General features: G+C 41.8%; 17 protein-coding genes. 1 reads left to right on the top strand and 16 read right to left on the bottom strand.

Annotated elements, in window-relative coordinates; all coding sequences use genetic code 11:
* Position 1 precedes the first annotated feature (1 nt).
* From U2P91_RS15580 to U2P91_RS15550, 7 genes are all read right to left on the bottom strand, one after another.
* Positions 2-1,771, bottom strand: coding sequence for an MATE family efflux transporter (locus U2P91_RS15580; RefSeq protein ID WP_111889224.1), 1,770 nt, complete (start codon positions 1,769-1,771; stop codon positions 2-4).
* A 79-nt stretch (positions 1,772-1,850) separates the two neighbouring features.
* Positions 1,851-2,462 carry a 4'-phosphopantetheinyl transferase family protein gene (locus tag U2P91_RS15575; RefSeq protein WP_111889223.1) on the bottom strand — a complete coding sequence of 204 codons (612 nt, stop codon included), beginning with the start codon at positions 2,460-2,462 and terminating at the stop codon, positions 1,851-1,853.
* Positions 2,463-2,626: 164 nt separating this feature from the next.
* The gene (locus U2P91_RS15570) at positions 2,627-3,112 is read right to left on the bottom strand and encodes a ferritin-like domain-containing protein (RefSeq protein ID WP_111889222.1); all 486 of its coding nucleotides are present in this window, start codon (positions 3,110-3,112) and stop codon (positions 2,627-2,629) included.
* Between the two features lie 50 nt (positions 3,113-3,162).
* Entirely contained in the window at positions 3,163-3,606 is a 444-nt protein-coding gene (msrB, locus tag U2P91_RS15565) for a peptide-methionine (R)-S-oxide reductase MsrB (RefSeq protein WP_111889221.1), read from the bottom strand.
* Between the two features lie 58 nt (positions 3,607-3,664).
* On the bottom strand, positions 3,665-5,725 hold the full coding sequence (locus U2P91_RS15560; RefSeq protein ID WP_111889220.1) for a thioredoxin domain-containing protein: 2,061 nt from the start codon (positions 5,723-5,725) through the stop codon (positions 3,665-3,667).
* A gap of 71 nt (positions 5,726-5,796) precedes the next feature.
* A complete protein-coding gene (locus tag U2P91_RS15555; protein ID WP_111889219.1) occupies positions 5,797-7,482 on the bottom strand; it encodes a putative ABC transporter permease subunit in 1,686 nt (561 codons plus the stop codon).
* Complete coding sequence (locus U2P91_RS15550; protein WP_111889218.1) at positions 7,482-8,204, bottom strand: ABC transporter ATP-binding protein; 723 nt, start codon at positions 8,202-8,204, stop codon at positions 7,482-7,484. The genes U2P91_RS15555 and U2P91_RS15550 overlap by 1 nt, the downstream gene beginning before the upstream one ends.
* 226 nt (positions 8,205-8,430) lie before the next feature.
* On the opposite strand from U2P91_RS15550, the gene U2P91_RS15545 reads away from it, so the two are divergent.
* The gene (locus tag U2P91_RS15545) at positions 8,431-9,294 is read left to right on the top strand and encodes a 4Fe-4S binding protein (RefSeq protein ID WP_111889217.1); all 864 of its coding nucleotides are present in this window, start codon (positions 8,431-8,433) and stop codon (positions 9,292-9,294) included.
* A 267-nt stretch (positions 9,295-9,561) separates the two neighbouring features.
* Here U2P91_RS15545 and U2P91_RS15540 read toward each other — a convergent pair whose 3' ends face one another.
* The 9 genes from U2P91_RS15540 to U2P91_RS15500 all read right to left on the bottom strand — a co-directional run bounded on the left by U2P91_RS15540 (position 9,562) and on the right by U2P91_RS15500 (position 18,857).
* Entirely contained in the window at positions 9,562-10,182 is a 621-nt protein-coding gene (locus tag U2P91_RS15540) for an ABC-2 transporter permease (RefSeq protein WP_111889216.1), read from the bottom strand.
* Positions 10,182-11,039, bottom strand: coding sequence for an ABC transporter ATP-binding protein (locus tag U2P91_RS15535; protein ID WP_111889215.1), 858 nt, complete (start codon positions 11,037-11,039; stop codon positions 10,182-10,184). Before U2P91_RS15535 ends, U2P91_RS15540 begins: the two co-directional genes overlap by 1 nt.
* A gap of 1 nt (position 11,040) precedes the next feature.
* Positions 11,041-11,415: a GntR family transcriptional regulator gene (locus U2P91_RS15530; protein WP_111889214.1), complete on the bottom strand. Its 375-nt coding sequence runs from the start codon at positions 11,413-11,415 to the stop codon at positions 11,041-11,043.
* 273 nt (positions 11,416-11,688) lie between these two features.
* Entirely contained in the window at positions 11,689-12,369 is a 681-nt protein-coding gene (locus U2P91_RS15525) for a M48 family metallopeptidase (protein ID WP_111889213.1), read from the bottom strand.
* A gap of 27 nt (positions 12,370-12,396) precedes the next feature.
* The gene (locus U2P91_RS15520; RefSeq protein ID WP_111889212.1) at positions 12,397-15,909 is read right to left on the bottom strand and encodes an AAA family ATPase; all 3,513 of its coding nucleotides are present in this window, start codon (positions 15,907-15,909) and stop codon (positions 12,397-12,399) included.
* Positions 15,906-17,126: an exonuclease SbcCD subunit D gene (locus U2P91_RS15515; RefSeq protein ID WP_111889800.1), complete on the bottom strand. Its 1,221-nt coding sequence runs from the start codon at positions 17,124-17,126 to the stop codon at positions 15,906-15,908. The genes U2P91_RS15520 and U2P91_RS15515 overlap by 4 nt, the downstream gene beginning before the upstream one ends.
* 165 nt (positions 17,127-17,291) lie before the next feature.
* Positions 17,292-17,741, bottom strand: coding sequence for a hypothetical protein (locus U2P91_RS15510; protein ID WP_111889211.1), 450 nt, complete (start codon positions 17,739-17,741; stop codon positions 17,292-17,294).
* A gap of 63 nt (positions 17,742-17,804) precedes the next feature.
* Positions 17,805-18,224 carry a hypothetical protein gene (locus U2P91_RS15505; RefSeq protein WP_111889210.1) on the bottom strand — a complete coding sequence of 140 codons (420 nt, stop codon included), beginning with the start codon at positions 18,222-18,224 and terminating at the stop codon, positions 17,805-17,807.
* A 33-nt stretch (positions 18,225-18,257) separates the two neighbouring features.
* Complete coding sequence (locus U2P91_RS15500) at positions 18,258-18,857, bottom strand: hypothetical protein (protein WP_111889209.1); 600 nt, start codon at positions 18,855-18,857, stop codon at positions 18,258-18,260.
* Positions 18,858-19,880: the final 1,023 nt, after the last annotated feature.

Here is a 19,880-nt window from a genome sequence, read left to right as displayed (position 1 = left end):
TTTACATACTGATCATGGTATTGTTAAAGTTCAAAACATAGCTGTAACGAAAATCTGTCGCCATTTCATGTACTAACCGCAGCCCATAAGTTTTTTCGACTCCAAAATCATGAATATAGGCCACCGGATTAAACGGCCGGCCGTCATCTCTAAAGCGCAGGACCAGATCTGAATCAATAATGGACAACCGAATATCGATAACATTTTTTTCTTTTTCCTTAAATCCATAGCGGATGATGTTCACACTTAATTCTTCCACAATCACCCCGACATGGTTGGTTCGCTTGGCATCAATACCATTTTCCCGACAAAAATCCATCATTGTCTTGGAAATCCCGGTAGCATCAGTAAGTGAATTGGAAATCGTCACATCCATTAGACGTGTATTTGTTTTCTCGAGCAGCAAAATCGGGATTAAATCCTTTTGCGACCTTTTTTTGATAATCCCACCCGTTATTAATATTAAGGTTAAAACAATCATTTCATTTAAAACAAAGGCGATCCAGATTCCAACTTCTCCAAATTGTAATCCCAATAAAAAAACCAGTGGAAGTAAGACGAGATTATTCTCAAAAACGGTAATCATTGAGGCAAACCCGCGTCGATTGACCGTTTGATAATAACTGGTCAACAAAAAATTAATCCCGAAAAATGGTAACGAAAAGGCAAATATCCGGATGGCTGTCTGGATGGAAGTCATCATCGCCTCATCTCCTGAAATACCAAATAGTCCCGCCAGTTGCATGGGAAAAAGCAAAAATATAACCATGAGAACCCCACAGAGTATTGCAACCAGTGTCATCGCCGTTTTGATGATCACCTTTATACCGCCATAATCCTTTTCCCCGTATGTACACCCAACCACTGGCACAACCGTTTGAGCTGTTCCGCCAATAACAATACTCGCGGTGGAAATCATATTCAGACAAACTCCAAAAGTTGCCACACCAATAGGACCAATGCTAATAATCAAAAATGAATTGATCGCAAGATTTTTTATAAACCCCGTTATTCCAAACAAAGCTGATGGCAATCCGGTTAATAAAATATTTCCACAATTTCTGAGTTCAGACAGCTTCGGTTTAACGAACTTTAAATTTCGTTTTGAGGATAGTAAATAGATCAATACAAACATGGCCCCAACAAGATAACCGGTTACCGAAGCCCAGGCAGCCCCGCTAATCCCCATTTTAAAAACACCCATATAAATAAGATCACAGGTCAAATTGACGACATTTGCAATAATCAAGATATTTGCAGCCAGTTTAGGAAATGAGTCTGCGCGCATAAAATAAACAATCCCGGGAATAACAACCAATGCTGGGGCACCAAGGATTAACACCGAATAGTAATCTTTGACCAGTGGCATTAAGGTACTTCCGCCACTTAAAATCTGGCTGATCTGATTTGAAAAAACAAAACCTGTTATTCCCAAAAATCCTGAAATCAGCAACAGTCCAAGCACCGATAAGGTAAAATTCAAATTGGCGCCTTCGTGATCCATCCGTCCTTTACAATGGGCTACAACAGTGGAGCCCCCCACTCCAATCAGCGCATATATTGCATAAAATAGAAATACAATGGGAATACAGATGTTTACCGCCGCAAAAGCTTCTGTTCCCAAAATATTTCCAACAATAATTCCATCTACAATCATGCCCAGGGACAATGCCACATTCATCATAATTGTCGGCAGCAGATAGGAGAAAAACTTCCGCTGTAACAAAACGCCTGAGCGCTCAAATATCGGTTCTGAATTCTCGTTTATCATCAATTATCTCCTTTTAATTTTTTCAATACGCATCTAATACTTTGTGATCGATTTCAAGCGACTAATTTTCATGTTATTATTATGCTCTGAAAATCTCGCTTCTTAAACCCAGCTGAACTAACGACATACCGGCGATCGAAAACACATAGGCTTCAGCCGGGTCCACCAGTACAATGGCTTCCGAATCAACGGTATCGATCGTTTTTAAATGATCGCTCAGTCCAATTCCTGTTTTTTTTAGCAGACTTTCCTTTTTTGTCCAGATTTTTGTAAAGGTCAGCGCTTTGTTATCACTTTCATTAATTAGTTTCAGTTCATTTTCATTACAAACATGTCCGGCAAGTTCCGGATCATAGTTTTCAACTGTTTCAACGTCGACCCCGACCGCTGAGTGATGCACGGCGCAGATAACCCCTTTTTTACAATGGCTAATATTGAAATGGATCTGGGGATAATCGATTAGAAATGGTTTGCCCCGCTCGGAATAACTGAACTGTATTGCCCCCGAAACACCATACTCGCTTTTTATCCCATAGTTTAATAAAACATATCCCAATACCGAAAGCTTTTGGTCAATTTTCTGACGATAAGCTGTTGCCTTGTTTTGACGTTCGGCAGGAAGTAACCTCAAACTACTTCTAAAAAGATCATCTGAAAATTCGTCTATCCGATCAAATATATAAACCGCCATTGATTACCTTCCCCTTTTTATTTGCAATAGCACCATTGTAACAAACTTTTCATTTGTTTACAATTTCTTTCACAAAAAGGGATTAAACTGTCTTGAAAAAGACAGTTTAATCCCTTTTTATGGAATTTTCACTTTAGCCTAAAAGCAATCTATTACAACGTGTTTTAATATTCTTCCCGGATTCCAAATTCAGCGTCTTCCACCCATTCCTCTGGACGTTCAACCAGGGTAATCAGGTTAGCAAAAATATTATAATGATTTTCTTCCTGCTTAACCAGATAGCCAAATAATTTTTTTATCTGTGCCTCTGTCGATTCTTCGAATAATTTTTCATACAGTTCAATACTGTCTTTTTCCATTTGTAGCGCCATTCGGTAAGCATCTAATTGCTTGGGTATTTCTTTGAATCTTTTTTTAAAATCACCCTTATTTTTAAAGACGTTGTCAGTATTCGCGAGTGCTTCATTGTCACCTAATTCATAATTTACTTTGTCGAGCTCTTTTTTTAGTAGTGCCGCATGATCTTTTTCATCATCGGCCAATAATAAAAATACGGCATTAAGTGAATTATCCTTATTCTCTTCTGCTAGTCCCCGATAATATTTTTCGCCATCATGTTCCATTTTTATTGCAAATTCAACTGTGTTCATCTTTTTTACCCCTTATTATTTATAGAATCGTCGCTTTCGCGATAAACCGATTAATCTACCAATTCCAAATAGTCGCCATACCCCTGAGCTTCCATTTCGTCTGCCGGAATAAAGCGCAACGATGCGCTATTGATGCAATACCGCAAGCCACCAGTTTCTTTGGGTCCATCGTCAAAAACATGACCCAGATGGGCATCGCCAGTGCTGCTGCGGACCTCGGTTCGTTTCATTCTCAAACTCGTATCACTTAATTCTTTGACCAGCTCCGGGTCGATCGGTTTAGAAAAGCTTGGCCAGCCACAGCCCGACTCAAACTTGTCACTCGATGAAAAAAGCGGCTCCCCAGTGGTGATATCCACATAAAGCCCTTTTCGATATTCGTTATGGTACTCATTTTGAAATGGCGGTTCTGTGGCATTTTTCTGAGTCACCGCATATTGATCCGGCGTTAACGTTTTTAATAAGGTGTCCTGATCTTTTTTTTTGTATTTCATCCTAGTTCCTACCTTTCCTACGACTATTCTATTACTACCCCATCTTTTGGGGTGTTAATCAGTCTTCAATAATTTTAAGAAAGGCTTCAAGATCACTGACTGGCTGCTCACAGCGATAGTCTTTGCAGATATAGGCGGTGGGTTCCCCATGAATCATCTGCTGATTGACGGCAAATTCATTGATCTTTTTTAGATCTGTTTCGCTTTTATTAAAAAGCACCACTGAAAAAGGCAAAAACTGCTTATTCAATCGGCGATTCATCTCCCGGATTGTGGTATCTTTTTCATAACCGGCAAAGACCACCTCAGTGGTTGGCTGTTCATGGAATAATTTTACGCAAAGCATCATGGTACTCGCCATCGGTGCCTGATTCAGGTTTCCGGCAAAATAGCTAAACATGCCATTGACAATATCGAGGTACCTTTGTTCTCCGGTTATTTTCCCGATTTTAAGCAAACAATAGGCCGCCAGCGCATTTCCCGATGGCTTGGCGTTATCATAGATTTCCTTGGGCCTGGCAATGAGCCTTTCAGCGTCATTTCCGTACTGAAAAAAACCCGCCGTTCCAAATTCATCGCCAAAGAGATTAATCATCTCCACTGCCCGAACAATCGCTTTTTCCAGATAATCGGTTTTAAAAGTGGCCTGATATAATTCCAGATAGCCCCAGATGACACTGGCATAATCATCCAGATAACCCAGAATTTTAGCCTCACCCTTGCGATAGCGGGCATAAAGTCGGCCGCTCAGCCGGGTCATGTTATTCTCTATAAATGCCATCGTCTCTTCGGCCTGTTTGATATAGACAGATTTGTTAAAAACCCGGCCCGCCATGGCCAGAGCGGCAATCATCAGGCCATTCCATGAGGTCAGGATCTTGTCATCCTTATGGGGATGAACCCGCTTTTCCCGCTGAGCAAACAGATCGGCGGTCATCTCATCGAGGGCTTTTTCAAGCTCTGGATTGGCTTCGATGAGATCAATGTCACAGTCAATCATATTGGCAATATTTTTGCCCTCAAAATTTCCTTTTGTCGTCATTGGATAAAATTTGAAAAAGACCTCGGCTCGCTTTTTGCCCAATATTTTTTCGACCTTATCCGTGGACCAGACATAAAACTTGCCTTCTTCCCCCTCAGAGTCGGCATCCTCGGCACAATAAAAAGCGCCTTCCGGTGATCGTAAATCCCGATTGACATAGGTGATCGTTTTCTGGGCAATTTTTTTATAGAGTTCATTACCCGTGGCCTGATAGGTTTCGGCATAAGCCATAATCAGTAAGGCATTATCATAGAGCATTTTTTCGAAATGAGGAACCAACCATTGTTCATCGGTTGAGTAGCGGGAAAAACCAAACCCGATATGATCAAAAATGCCACCCTTATACATCTGCTGCAGCGTTTTTTCCACCATCACCAGGGCATCCGGCTGTTTAAAGGCCTGATAGCAACGTAACAAATAGAACAGGTGATGGGGGGTGGGAAATTTAGGGGCCTTACCAAAACCACCATAACAATCATCAAAGCTTTCATCCAAAAAATCATAAGCATCGTAAAAAATGCTCTGCTTTAATTCCGGTTGTTCTTTTCGCATCTCCAGATCATTGAGCAGTCCTGTCATCTTATTCGCTGAATGGACAATGTCTTGATTGTTTTTTTGCCACTGACTGTCGATGCCGATGAGCACATCGATAATACCAGGATGCCCAAGCCGAGATTGCTTGGGCAAATAGGTGGTCACATAAAAGGGTTTTCGATCGGCGGTTAAAAAAACATTGAGGGGCCAGCCTCCCTGACCAGTACTGACCTGGGAAAAGGTCATATAAATCTGATCAATATCCGGCCGTTCTTCCCGGTCCACCTTAATGCTGATGAAATATTTGTTGAGAATTTCAGCTACTTCTTCATCCTCAAAGGATTCTTTTTCCATCACGTGACACCAGTGACAGGTGCTATAGCCAATCGACAAAAAAACAGGTTTATCTTGCCTTTTGGCCAAATTAAACGCCTCATCCGACCAAGGATACCAATTAACCGGATTATAGGCATGCTGTAATAAATAAGGACTCATTTCATGAACAAGTCGATTCGCTTTCTTTTGAACGTCGTCGAGAGCCATCTTCTTCAACTCCTTTATCGAATTAGTTATCACCCCTATTATGATTCTCAACCATTAACTTAGTCTTTAATCTACGCTTCAAAATTCATAAACTCCTGTTCCAGTCGCTTATTGATCACCTTAAAAAAAGCAACACTGATTGTGATACCAATTATGGTATAAAACGCATAACCGAGAAAGTCGTTGACAAAATATCCCAACAAAGCACTGACACCGATCAACAACCCGCTATAAGCCATGCCGACAAAAAGTGTGATAATCACATTCATATTGTTCTTAATGGCTTTCTGGGGATTATCCCAATTGAGCAGCGGGCGGTTCATATCCATGAATAAACCGAATAATAAAATCGGTAATGATCCCAGAATTCCCAGGATAACCGTTAACAGCAGCGTCGACATGGCTAAGGGAAAAAAGAATTGAATCGCGATGATTGTAAACACAATTCCCAGACTCTGAATCAGCAGCGCTACACCAGTTCGTCCAACGATCTGATCGTTGGCTGTCACTGGAATCATCCGGGTAAGCCAGGACGCCTTGCCTTCCCGAGAAAAGGTGGTCGCTGTGGTGGCTGTGGTGCCTCCAAAAAAAATAAAAAAGGCGATCAGTATATAATTAATCAATATCGGCATCTCTCTGAAAAATTCCTGCATTCCCTGTAAATCTTCCGCGGGTATCTCGATAAAATAAAAGCTAAGGAGAACACAAAGCGGGGCAATGATCACCACGCTGACATTATTAAAAAAGTAAACCGGCGTCCGCAACAACAGTCGCAAATCCATCGTAAACACCGCCATCGCCCCATGGCTCTTTTTACCAAGGGCTTTGCTTCGCTGGGCGCCGCTTAGCTTCCTGCTCTTTTTCATAATCTTTCCGCTGACAATACTCTTAATATAAACCCGTTCGCCAATCGCTACCATCAGGGCGCAGGATAACGAGGTAATCACCAACAGCGCGCCCACCCAGGGAAAGGACATCAGCGTAATTTTATTCAGCGCCCAGGCCATTAAAAAGCTGGTCGGCAGAATATAGCCAATCGTGTTTAAAAGCCCCTCGTTGCTGGTCAGCATCCCATTGATTAGCTGTTGAAAATCAACCTCATCACCACTGCCAAGTTGGCTGGTAAACCAGAACTGCACTCCAAAAATAAGGGCAATCCCTAAAAATACAAAAACAATCTGTAGCATATCTTTACGACCTTTAATGGACGCCGATTGCATCACCAGCATAACCAGAGCAGTCACCATTGAAAGTGGCAACACTGGAATGGTTAAAAATACCAAAAATGATAGTAGCAGATAAATCAGCCCCATTCCCTGGCCGATCCCGTAAATGATCAGAATGGGCAGAAAAACAAAGCCTGCAAAAGCATACTCAAACACCAGGATACTAAGAAATTTAGCGAAAATCAGCTTTCGCGGGCTGATCGGCAGTGGGATCAGCTCTTCCATGTTATCGGAGAAATAAAACTCCGAAAGAATATACATAATTCCAAAAACGAAAATCAGCACCGTTGCCATGATGTAGCCGACACTCAAAAAAACTGAAGTCTGATCAATCATTGAAAGCCCAATATAGGTGGCCGTCATCAACGAGATAAACATAAAATATGCCGGTATCAAGGCCACTGGAACAATAATCAGGGTAAAGAGTTGTTTATAGAATTCCTTTTTATTGTATTTCTGATTATAAAAAAACAACGATATCCCCAAGGATTCATTAATAAAAAGTCTGGTCAAACTGATAATTTCTTTCATTATTCTGTCAACTCCAGGAAAATATTTTCAAGTGATTCCTGGCTCCCGGCTTTTTCACGAATTTCGGCCATGGTTCCCACCTCAATGATCTTTCCCTTTTTAATTATGGCAATCCGGTCACAGATTTTTTCGGCCACATCCAGTACATGGGTGGAAAAGAAAACCGATCGTCCGCTATCGCAATGATCACGCATGATTTTTTTTAGTTCAAAAGACGCCTTCGGATCAAGACCGACCATCGGCTCGTCCAGTATAAAGAGCTGGGGATTATGAATGAGTGCCCCCACCAATGCCAGTTTCTGCTTCATCCCATGGGAAAAGGATCCAATCGGATCGTTGACGGCATCCTTGATTTCAAAAATATCCAGATATTTCTCGATCCGTTCCTGTCTTTCGGTAGCGGCTACCTGAAACACATCGGCCATGAATTTTAAATATTCGATACCTTTAATCTTTTCAAACAGTTCTGGGGTATCCGGGACATAGCTGAATTGTTTTTTTGCGTTCAAGATGTCTTTCTGATTATCAATCCCATTGATCGTTATTTTACCGCCATTGGGGGCCAGCAAGCTGACAATCATTTTAATGGTGGTCGTTTTTCCAGCACCGTTAGGCCCCACAAATCCGAAAATTTCGCCGGGATGCACTTCAAAGCTGATGTTATCAACTGCTTTCTCATTCTTATTTCCATAGGTCTTTGAAACCTGTTCAAGTTTTAACATAGTCACTCCTTATTTCTTTTTTTGATCTAGTTTATTTTAACACAACTCTGGCCTTTTACGATGGTAAAATTTAATATTGTTTTTAGAAATAAGGCATACAATAGAGAAAATAGACTATCGGCATTAAAAAAAGTAACTGGTCCGCGGCGATATGCGTAAAGATCGCATCAATGATCACTTATTTTTTAGAACTGCCTCAACCCTTTAAACGAAAGCAGGTAACCGCGTGATCACACAAAATGAAATTGCAGCATTGAAAGCCCAGGGAATCTTAGCCCAGCAACAGGAGGGTTATTTTTCGATCCGGATTTTAAGTCGGGCCGGAAATTTCACCTCCGCAGAATTCCAGACTCTGGCGGAAATCGCCAAGAAATATGGTCGGGGTTATCTGGGTGAAACCACTCGATTGGCCATTGAAATACCTTGGATCGCTTATTCTGATATTGAAGCGGTTAAATCAGCTCTCACCGCCGGAGGATTGGTTTACGGTGGCACCGGTAAGAAAATTCGGCCCCTGGTCGCCTGTAAGGGTACGGTTTGTCAACATGGTCTTTATGACACCCAAAAGCTGTGCAGCGTTTGTCATGACCAATTCTTCGGTCGGGATCTTCACGCCAAAACTAAAATCACCTTTGTGGGCTGCCCCAATAATTGTGCCAAAGCGAACACCAATGACATCGGTCTCGTCGGACAATCCTATGTTCAATTTGACTGGAATGCCTGTATAAACTGTGGCAAATGCACCAAGGTCTGTCGCGCTCAATCGCTAACGATGCTCAATCAAAAGCTCCTCTGGAACGAACGAAAATGCGTCAATTGTGGCAAATGCGCTCAGGTTTGCACCACCGGCGCGATCACCGAAGAGGTTCGCGGCATTGCCGTTTATCTGGGTGGCCGGATGGGTCGGGGTTACCGCTTCGGTGACCGTTTAACGGACCTTTATGCAGCCGAAGAGGTTCCTAATCTGATTGAAAAAATTCTGGAAACCTATCTTGAACTGGGTAAGGACGGTGAACGAATCGCTGCTGTTCTCGACCGCATCGGGATCAACGCCTTCGAAGATTTTTTGCAGGAGCGCCTGGGCGAGTAGCTGCCAACTTTTAACAAGCTGGTACCAAGCGAACACTATAAAGAGGGCTGATTTTTCAACCCCCTTGAGGTTGTCGACAAACTATCGTACCGACCAATTGTTAATCTGTTGTTCGCTGCAGAATCGGACAGGCGATGCCGTGTCCGCTCTGATGCATACAACATGATTTAACAATTGTCGGTACTGGGTTATCTTTTTTGACAGTCAGAGAGGGCTGATTTCTTAGCCCTCTTATTATTACCATTCCGTATATTTTGCCGAATTTTTCTAAAATTCTTTGTTACTATAAATCCGTAACGAAATAAGATAGGAACCGAACACCATTATGACGGTAAAACCAAGCAACAAAAAGAAATAAATCAATGGATTGATCGCTTCTGGTAGCGGGATCTGCATCTGTGTCAACAACAGAATCAGGCCGGTGGGAATTAAGGCACTTAAAATCAGCATCAGTCGGGCTTTTTCGGCGCCAAACTGGTAAATCAGCGGAACTATCAATGAACCATAACAAAAAGCAACTAAATAGAGCACCCCGATAATGACCAGAATTTCCATCGAAAAGCTTTGTCTCATGATCATGTTTCCAACGATACCGACAATCAGTGCTAAGACTGCCCCCAGGGTGTTTAAGAGCGCCATCACCAGGTATTTACTGAGCACCATTTCTTTTTGGGTCACTGGCATGGTCAAGGCGTAGGCATCCCACTTAGCCAGATCGTCATAACTAATCGTGGTCACCACCATCATCGCAAACATCAGGATAATCATACCAAAGATAAAACCATTTCCCTGGGGTATGTAAATAACTGCAAAAAGGGTAATCATTAATCCCAGCATTTTAAATGTACTTTTTAAATTAATCAGATCTTTTAAAATGAGTCCCTTCATTATTTTTCCCCCCTTACATAAAATAGCATCATTTCTTCAATGGTTACCCCATCCACAACGGTCTCGGGATATTTCTTTTTAATGGCAACCTTATCGTTAACCAGTACCTCAAAGCTGAACTGGTTTTTGCGATAGCGGATATACTCGTTTTTTTCGAGCCTTCGAAAATCTTCTTCTCCGCATTTAAGAACCCCCATTTTAGACAGCAGGGTCTCTTTTTCCTCATCCAATAATATTTCACCCTGATGGATAAAGACAATATAATCGGCGATCTTATCGAGATCACTGGTGATGTGAGAGGATATCAAAATGGCATGTTTTTCATCCTGGATAAACTCCATAAAGACGTCCAAAATTTCCTCCCGGACAATCGGGTCCAGTCCACTGGTGGCTTCGTCTAAAATCAATAACTCCGGTTCGTGGGATAGTGCCACCGCAATCTGCAGCTTCATTTTCATCCCCCGGGAAAATTCCTTGATAATCTTATTTTCTGGAAGATTGAATTTTTTCAGGTAGTTCTGAAATAATTGCACATTCCAATTTCTGTAAATACTGGCCAGCATCTTAGAGATATCACCAGTCTTTAAATTATCGTGGAAGTTACACCCATCCATCACAACACCGAGGGATTCTTTGATTTTTTTCTCATCTTTTAAGGCGTCCATTCCCAGCATTTCAATGGTTCCCCCATCCCGCCTGACCAGATTAAGCATGGCTTTAATGGTTGTCGTTTTGCCGGCCCCATTCTCACCAATAAAGCCAACAATGCTGCCTCTGGGCACCTTAAAGCTGACATCTTTTAGCTTAAAATCTTTATAATTTTTATTTAAATTTTTAATTTCGATGGCATTCGTCATGTTATTCTCCCTTATACAATAGTTCTAACAGCTCACTGAGTTCCTCCCAGGAAATATCACTGCTTCTGGCAATATCGACCGCTTTCTGCAGCAGCTCTTCGACCAGTCTTAGTTGCTCTTCCCGGATAAACGACAAATTCTGGTTAGCGACAAAACTGCCCTTACCAGTGACTGTTTCAATAAACCCATCCCGCTCCAGATCCGAATAGGCGCGCTTGGTGGTAATCACGCTGATCCGCAGCTCCTTGGCCAGAAAACGCATACTTGGCAAGGCGTCCCCGGGACTCAGCTCACCGCTGATAATCATCTTCTTGATCTGCATAGCAATTTGCTCATAAATCGGTTTGTCGCTGGAATTGCTGATGGCGATGTTCAACAAGTCACCTCATTTCTTATGTTATAGTGTGTATATACTATATTCACACTATAACCATTTCCGTACTGTCTGTCAAGTTTTTTTGAAAAAAAATAAGCGGGGGGTTCTCCCACTTGCATCTGTTAGATCATTAACCGAGTACCAACCATTGTTATATCTGATTGTATGCGTTGGGGCGAACAGGTGATAGCCTGTCCGACCCTGTAGCATACAAGGGATTAATAATTGCTCGATACGGCACTCTAGATTCAACCCTAATCTCAGCGCTCCAGCTTATTCCCAGCTCTGAACGCTCAATTTTTTCTGAAGTTTTTTAAGCTTTTCCCGTTCCACTTTATAATTGGGGAGTACTTGTTCAACAATTTTCCAAAAGTGAGAAGAATGGTTCATTTCAATGAGATGGGCCAGCTCATGAACGACCACATAACGAATGGTGGTTTCTTCAGCCATCACCAGATACCAGGAAAAATTAAGATTGCCGGCACTGGAGCAGGAACCCCACCGGGTTCTTGCACCATTTATTTTGACGGCCTTGGGTTTTAGTCCCATATGTTTTCCCAGATCTTCCACCATCGTGCTGAGCACCTTTTTTGCCAGCGTTCGGTAGATACCCACCAGACTGGTTTTTAATTCCTCGGCCGACATCTGAGCGTAAGCGTAGAAACACTGGCCATCATAGCCATAGGTCGGTTTTTCGACCGGCACCAGGGAGAATTCGCGGCCCAGAAAAAGCAGCTTGGTACCAAAGCACAGCTTGAAATTCGCCCGTTCTTCTGCCTGTCGTGCCACTGCCCCATAATGGGTGTTAATCCAGTGTTGATGCTGGTTCACAAAATCCGCAATGACTTTTTTAGGCGTTCCGTTGGGAACCCGAACCTCAATTTCGGCATTTTTGGTAATATAGAGGCCCATGGTTTTTCGTTTTGAATGTTTGATCGTATAATTCTTTGTCATCTTCGTCCTATTAGTTTTCAATCCGTTTTATTTTTCAATCCGCACCTTACTGCCGCCGACACCGGCCTCACCGGGGGTAATCAGCAGTTTGACCGGCATCCGGTTCTTGATCGATTCCACATGGCTGATGATCCCCACCTTCAGGCGGTCGTTATGGAGCATTTCGATGGAGTTCATCACCACCTCCAGGGCATCTTCATGGAGGGAGCCAAAGCCCTCATCGAGGAAGAAAAATTCCAGTGGTGCCCGTCCTTTTAACTGTATTTCAGCGGAAAGCGCCAGCGCTAATGATAAGGAAGCCAGAAAGGTTTCCCCGCCTGATAATGTTGAAGCATCCCGGGCGGCCCCGCCGTTTTTGTAGTCCCGGATAATGAATTTCCCCTCATCATCGGCTTCCAGTCCGTAATTGCCGTTACTGATCTCGGTAAGCCGTTTCGATGCTTCAATGGAGATGTACTTGAGCCGGGAAACGGCGACAAATTCGACAAAGCGCTTGCCGGAAAACAGTTTTTCCAGATCGGCAATTAGTGCCAGCCGGTGATCCACTTTTTCCTTTTCGGCTAAATAGCTTGCCAGCTCCGCCAGGCGTTTTTCTAAATCGTCAATGCTGGTTTTTAACCGGATTTCCAGGCCCTTCTGCTGTTCAATGCTTTCTTCTAACAATTGATGGGAGGTAACAATCTCATCATAAGCCGAGGTGGTCATCGCTCTGCCATCAATTTTTTTGTTCAGATCTTCCAGCTTGCCACTTAATTTAGTCCGGTTCTGATAATAACCCTCAATATCCGCTGCCAGATTTTTAATGCTATCCTCCGCAATGCAAGCATTTTGAGCAGTGATCAGATCTTTAAAGCCCAGGGTATTTAACTGCTTTTTCAGGGCTGTTTCAGTCGTCTCAAATTGGCTTTGCAGGGTCTTAAGATTGGCTTTTTTAATGGTCACCGTTTCCTGGGTTTTGCCATACTCTTCCCGGGCCGATTCCAGTTTTTTCTTCGCCGTGGCCCAGGCATTTTCAATCCATTTGATGTTACCGATAAATTTATCTTTTAATTCACCCAGCTCTTTCAGCTCATAATCTTTTCCCAGTTTTTCCTCAATGGCGGTTCTTTTTTCTTTAAACTGCCTGGCCTTTTCACCAATGAGCAGCAAGAATTCCTGCACCTGGCGGTTAATGTCATGAATGGTTTCGCTGAGTTTCTCCAACTGCTGCTGATGGGCAGCAAGCCCTTTTTCCAGCTTTTCAAGGCTATCCATTAATTCGCCCCGCCACGCATCCCTCTTTTTAATGGTTTCATTGGCGGCATCAAAATCAAAGGCTTTTGGAGCCATTAGCTTTATTCTTAATTGGGCTCCTTCTGCTGTCAGCTCCGTGAATGCTGTTTCCTTCTTCTTTTTAAGTTCATTCACTTCCTGGGTCTGAAGAAACAGGGCTTCTTTGGTTGCCGCTTTTTCTTTGAGATCTCCTTCTAGCTTTAATAACTGGTTTTTTGCTTCATGATTCCGGGTTTCCAGTTTTTTTAGCAACACTTCCCAGGTTTCCAGATTCTTAATTAGCTCAGTATTAGCGACCTCCAGTAACTCCGGTTGCCCTTCGGGAATAGCTTCCCCAAGACTGATGATTTCAGTTTTCAAATTCTTCTGATTTTCAACCAGAATGGTAAAACTGCCAGTTAATTGGGCAATTTCCGCGGTCAGTTCGGCCAATTCCTTTTGCTGCTGCAAATAGGTATTATTGATGACCTCCACCCGGATTGCATCATCCGATTCTTCCAGATCCGCCGTCAGAGGATGTTCGGTTGAACCGCAAACTGGACAGGGTTCTCCGGCACTGAGCTGTTCTCTGAGTTTATGCCCCATATTTTTATTTTCCAACCGCATCAGTTGTTTTTCTACTGCCGCCATTTTTTCTTTTAACAGCTTTTCAGTCGACTTTTTCGACTCAATGGACTGAACCAGGGTGTCAATCTGCTTTTCCAGTGCCGCAAGGCTCTCTTTGCTCTCTCTTTGTTTGAGAAAACGGTTTTTGCTGCTAATGATCGCTTCTTTTTGCTTGCCGATACTGTCCCAGGTAGCCGGTCGATTTTTTTCATGGGTGTTAAGTTCCTGTTCGATAGCTGACTGTTCGCTTGCTAAAAACTGTCTTTGTTCTTCAAGGTTTTTCCCGCTTTCGAGCAGTTTATCGATTTCGCTTTGGTTTTTTAACAAACGCTTTTCATCATTTTCGATTTCGTTTTTCAGCCGCGCAATTTCTTTGGTGATATCAATCCCCCGACTGATTTTTTCGCGATGATCCGGTTCGATCCGACACTTTCTTTCCTCTAGACGCTGCTCATTAAGCTGCTTTTTTACCTTTTCCATTTTCTGAATCAGTCGTGCTTTTTCATTTTCCAGGCTGATCTTCTGATGATTTTTCGCATCCATTTTTTTATTCAGATCATGGATTTCCGTTTCCAGAGCCAACTGGGCTTCTTTCCAGATAATGGCATCGGCCACCTTTTCCAACTTGCTCTGAAATTTAAAGAGATTTTCGCTTTTATACGCGTCGGTTTGACTAAAGCTCTTTTCACAATCTTCTTTTTCCAACAGCAGTTGTGCCAGTTTGTCTTCACTGCCAAGCAGACTGCTTCCGCTTTCTTGAACCTGGTTTTTGAGGGTTTTAAACGCTTCCAGAAAAGGTCGCACTTCCAGGGCCTTTTTCCCCAGCGCCAGCTGCTGTTCTTTTTCGGTGATTTCTATTTGCTTTGTTTCAAGATTTCGGACTTCGTCTTTGACGTTCTTCTGCTCAGTGAGTAAACCCATTAAAACCTTGGCTTCAGATAATTGGGTACTCAGCTTATCAAACCGTTGCTGGTTTTCTTTAAGCAGCTGATGGTTTTGCTCGTAGCTGCTCTTCTTTTCGGCCAGCACTTCTGGTGTAACGCCTTCATAGGTCTTCATGCTGCCGACGATCTGGTTGAGCTTTTCAACCTCATTGATTCTTTCTGTTTTCAGACGGTTGGAGAGATCATCCCCATATTTGGATAGGTTAAAAAGCCGCTCCAACATATCCCGCCGGGGCTTTCCTTCCAGCTTTAAGAAATCACTGAATTTTCCCTGTGGCAGCACCACGGTCCGGGTAAAATCGGTGAGACCCAAACCAATAATTTCCTCACAGGCACTGGTCACCTCGGTGGTTTTATCCGCCAGCACCAATGCCCCTTCGGGTCTTAATTCCAGCAGCTGACATTTTCCCTGATTGATGCCCTCATTTTTATTGCGCTTAAACTCGCGGCTGACCTGATAGGTTTTCTCTTCCTGCCCGGCGATGACAAACTCATACACCACGCTGGCCTTTTCATCGTTGACATTGATATAATTACTGCTGTTTCGGGACAGTTTGCCATAAAGCGCCAAGGTAATGCCATCCAGAATGGTAGACTTACCGCTGCCGGTGGGTCCGAAAATACCAAAAATCCCGGCCTGGGTCAGAGTCTCAAAATCAATGAGCTGTTCTTCCTGAAAACTATTAATCCCTTTAATTTTTAGTCGGATTGGTCTCATTGTTTATCCTCCTCAGCAACCAGTGAAAGCAGCAGTTTTAGAACCTCATCATCGGCTTCAGTGCCCCTTTCACGGCGGTAAAATTCTTTAAACACATCCCCAAAGGACTTTTCTGTCAGCGCTTCCAGGCTGGCCTCGGTTTCTAAGGTGGTCAGCCGGGGGATCACCTCCAGAATATCATCCTTATATGCTTTCATCTTTTTGATTTCATCTTCCCGGATATAGTGATCGGTCTCAATTTCCAGATAAACCCAACAGGATCGCTCCCCATTAGCTTTGCATCTGGCAATGGCATCATCGACATTCTCGCATTTCCAGACCTCGATAGGCTTATAAACTTTTAGTTCAATTTCGCGGATCTCATTTTTAACGGTAACGCCCTCTGCAACGACAATTTCCACCACCATGCATTTTTTTCCATAGGCGATTTCCCGGCGGTTAAAATGAATCGGTGAACCGGCATAGCGTCCCCGGCCATTGGTGCCGGGAATCACCTGCGGTTTATGAATATGTCCCAAGGCGATGTAATGGGCTTTTTCGGGAAAGCACTGGCCATCGACAATATAGGTGCCACCAAGCTGAATAGTCCGCTCTGATCCGGCTTCCTCGCTGCCCATGGCAAAGATATGGGTGGTCACCAGATTAATGGTATCGTCTCTGAAATGAGACTCCAATTGCGAAAAATAGGTTCGGATCCGGTCACTGTAGGATTTTTGATTTTCATCGTCGGCGGTGGTCAGATCATATAAAACCTCATTGAGCCGTTTCTCACTGGGATAAGGCAGCAGCAGTATCACAGCCCGTTCGCCGTTGATTTCAATCTCCACATAACCTTCCCCGGATTCCACCACCTGATGTTTGCCATACACCCCGGTTGGAATGATGGTCTTTGGCACCCCGGCCATCAGAATACCGTGATCCCGGGCCAGCGGTCCCGGCGCTTCAAGGCGCTGGGGATTGTCGTGATTGCCGGCAATCACCAGAATCAGCCGTTTCCCACCGTCGGATAATTGCTTTAGGGTCTCATAAAACAATTCCTCAGCTCTGGCCGGTGGGTTATAGCTATCATAAACATCTCCAGCAATGATCAGTAGATCTATTTTTTCTTCCCTGACTATTTTAACAAAGTCCGCCAGAAAGCAGGCCTGCTCATCCATCCGGCTGTGACCTTCAATATTTTTTCCTAAATGCCAATCGGCGGTATGTAATATTCTCATTTGTGCGACCTCACTCATATCCGTTTTGTTTATTATCCCACAGTCGCTTTTTTTTGTATAGACTAAAAAAACTCCGGCAAATGCCAAAGCCAGAGCGTATTGTATGCTTGTATAATTTTTTATTTTTCCTTTGAACAATGTGGATTCTATTTAGGCGAATCCAAGTTAGTCATTTGCACTTTCTTTTGAAGCAAGTAAGCCTTTTGTCAAACAAAATCCAGCAAGGGTTGGGATGAGATAAACGGCTGGTGCACTCCTAATCAAAACCGGATTAACATTTATATATGTAAATAGAACAAATGCTGGTGTATACGGCATATAATATAAAAATCCAACAATAAATGCTATAGTCATAAACGATCCATTTATCTTAATTTTAAGTGCTGCTGGTTTTCTGGTCAATAATTCTAACAACATTCCAAACATCATGCTAATCAGAGGCATCGTAACATCCGTAAAGAAAAACCCATCACTGATAAAAAATGGCAAGGTTGAATTAAAGTTTGAATTTATAGGACTGTTCTTATATAAAAATCTCATCTTGTCAATAATATTAATATACAACATTATTAATGGTATAATAAAGTATGGGTAGATTTTTTTTAATATATTCAAAATAAACACCTTTCTTTTTATGTAATCTCTTTATTATTCTATTGTTTGTATTGATACATTGCATTAAGAAGATGTTTCGTTTGAAAACAAACCTTCAAACATAAAAAATCCGGATAAAATCGGAATGAGGCACATCAATTGAATCATATATTTCCCACTATAAATCGTTGGTATTGGAACAAGAATACAAAAATTTATCATATAATATATCGCTGCGCACATAATTGCAATAGCAAAATAAATGATGTCAACTTTGAATCTCAACTTTTTTCTCTCACTCAGAAAATGTAGCAGAAAACCAAGCACAAACCATTTAAAAAAGCCAATCAGTATCATCCCCCTATAGCGACTAAAATAAAAAACGGTGCTCAGCGGTTCCATCGTAATAAAGCTGTTTTGAATGGTTATAACCCAAAAATCCATCAGTATAAAAAACAGCAGATACCCGATCATTAGACCAATTTTCAATATTTTTTTATTCATATTATCATTCTCCTCTGACTAAATAGTACCATACTAGTCATCTTTGAATGAGTTAATAAAATTATTGACTTGAGCGACTTCAGAAAAATTTGCTGTACTATCTTCGCTTTTAATTTCAGCATAGCAGCTAACTTTATAACCAAGCGTAAATATCAAAAGTGCTGTGTCATCCTGGTATTTTATATTCTCTTTTTTGTCACCTTGCCAAGTAAGATTCTTCTTTTTTAAAAACTTATTTACATCCGTACGAGGTGGAAGGAGATATAATCGATCCCACCCATGTTTTCCTGTAACAATTGCCATATCCGAAAAATTTCCATTCGCATTTTTTAATGATGTTCGAATTTCATAGGTAATATCTGTAGCACGATCTGAAAATGGTTCGAAACGATCCATTCCATATGAACGTGCACCGATCAGCATCAAAAGCACTGCACATATGGTGTACACAACTTTTTCGATTCTTTTTTTTGATTGCTTAAAAAAGATATTTAGGATGATTAATATCCCCAGAAGAACAAAACCGATCTGCATGCTTAAACTATTACCTGATATCAGGTAATAATTTAATAAACCGATAATCAGCACACTAACCGTTACTTTAAATACTAGCCATATCGTTTCCTTTGTCATTCCATACCACCTCTAATTACAATACATTTTAAGTCAAAACTATGAATCGATAAGTACCCGTACTAGCCCATCAAGATAAAATTGAAAGCAAAAATTTCTTTGATGTTGGCAAAATATGAAACGCCAGAATAACTTACGCCGTAAACAGCATCAGTAGTAATGTTCTAATTTCTGGTAACTACTTTCACTTAGCCTTAACGAAAGGATCTTGTTACTCTTTAGGTAGATGTTGCAATAATAGGTATCAAGTGCTTTTTCTCTCACTTCATATCCTGAAATAAATTCAAGTTTTACCGGTTTATTAAAATGATAGATTAGATTATCCGATTGGATGTAAGATGTCGTCGTAAATATGTATGTATTTATTAGTAATATTAACAAGCCATATACAATCATATCTAAATTCTCATTTGGATTGACATAGACTACATTTCCCAGACTTATAATGAATGTAATTTTTCCAGTCAATACCATTATAAACATCAATATTTCGAAAATGCTTTGACTTCCTTCATAGGGATATTCAAGGACTATCTTGAATTTTAAGTTTTCGTAAATTGAAAAAATCAAAAAAGCGGAAAAGGCGACTAAGTAACCATAATCAGCAATCTTTGTTGCTGTGGCAACGAATAATATTATCATTATAATTAACAAAGTTAAATCGATGTAGTACTTTCTTTTCATGTTTTCAGCATTCTCCTTACAGATCCAATTTTACTTCATTATTTGCCACTAAAAGCATCACAGAATATCCATTCAAAATGCGTTAAGAAGACCGCAATCATACCATCTATCATCGCAAAAGCAGAAGACATCATCCATCTTCTGCAACAGGCGCTTGATAATGCCACCCGACTGATAGCAGAGTTTAGAGACGCTGCCTTTTCGCTGCCGGAGTACCAGCTGCTTAAACTGGGTGTTTTTGATACCCTAACCAAGGCTTTATTTGTTTTTTGCAAGTACTTTTTGCAGAAAGTTGCAAGTTAAAAATACAGAATGTTGCATTATGGAAAATCCATAGTT

Origin of the sequence: Acetobacterium sp. K1/6 (assembly GCF_034438075.1) — a bacterium.
Taxonomy (GTDB): Bacteria; Bacillota; Clostridia; order Eubacteriales; family Eubacteriaceae; genus Acetobacterium; species Acetobacterium carbinolicum.
Note: the sequence above shows the minus strand (reverse complement) of the source record. Positions and strands in the feature narration are given on the sequence as shown.

Coding starts and splice junctions, on each gene's coding strand:
- U2P91_RS15580 (WP_111889224.1), bottom strand. CDS start 1,771: ATGATAAACGAGAATTCAGAACCGATATTTGAGCGCTCAGGCGTTTTG.
- U2P91_RS15575 (WP_111889223.1), bottom strand. CDS start 2,462: ATGGCGGTTTATATATTTGATCGGATAGACGAATTTTCAGATGATCTT.
- U2P91_RS15570 (WP_111889222.1), bottom strand. CDS start 3,112: ATGAACACAGTTGAATTTGCAATAAAAATGGAACATGATGGCGAAAAA.
- msrB (WP_111889221.1), bottom strand. CDS start 3,606: ATGAAATACAAAAAAAAAGATCAGGACACCTTATTAAAAACGTTAACG.
- U2P91_RS15560 (WP_111889220.1), bottom strand. CDS start 5,725: ATGGCTCTCGACGACGTTCAAAAGAAAGCGAATCGACTTGTTCATGAA.
- U2P91_RS15555 (WP_111889219.1), bottom strand. CDS start 7,482: ATGAAAGAAATTATCAGTTTGACCAGACTTTTTATTAATGAATCCTTG.
- U2P91_RS15550 (WP_111889218.1), bottom strand. CDS start 8,204: ATGTTAAAACTTGAACAGGTTTCAAAGACCTATGGAAATAAGAATGAG.
- U2P91_RS15540 (WP_111889216.1), bottom strand. CDS start 10,182: ATGAAGGGACTCATTTTAAAAGATCTGATTAATTTAAAAAGTACATTT.
- U2P91_RS15535 (WP_111889215.1), bottom strand. CDS start 11,039: ATGACGAATGCCATCGAAATTAAAAATTTAAATAAAAATTATAAAGAT.
- U2P91_RS15525 (WP_111889213.1), bottom strand. CDS start 12,369: ATGACAAAGAATTATACGATCAAACATTCAAAACGAAAAACCATGGGC.
- U2P91_RS15520 (WP_111889212.1), bottom strand. CDS start 15,909: ATGAGACCAATCCGACTAAAAATTAAAGGGATTAATAGTTTTCAGGAA.
- U2P91_RS15515 (WP_111889800.1), bottom strand. CDS start 17,126: ATGAGAATATTACATACCGCCGATTGGCATTTAGGAAAAAATATTGAA.
- U2P91_RS15505 (WP_111889210.1), bottom strand. CDS start 18,224: ATGAATAAAAAAATATTGAAAATTGGTCTAATGATCGGGTATCTGCTG.
- U2P91_RS15500 (WP_111889209.1), bottom strand. CDS start 18,857: ATGACAAAGGAAACGATATGGCTAGTATTTAAAGTAACGGTTAGTGTG.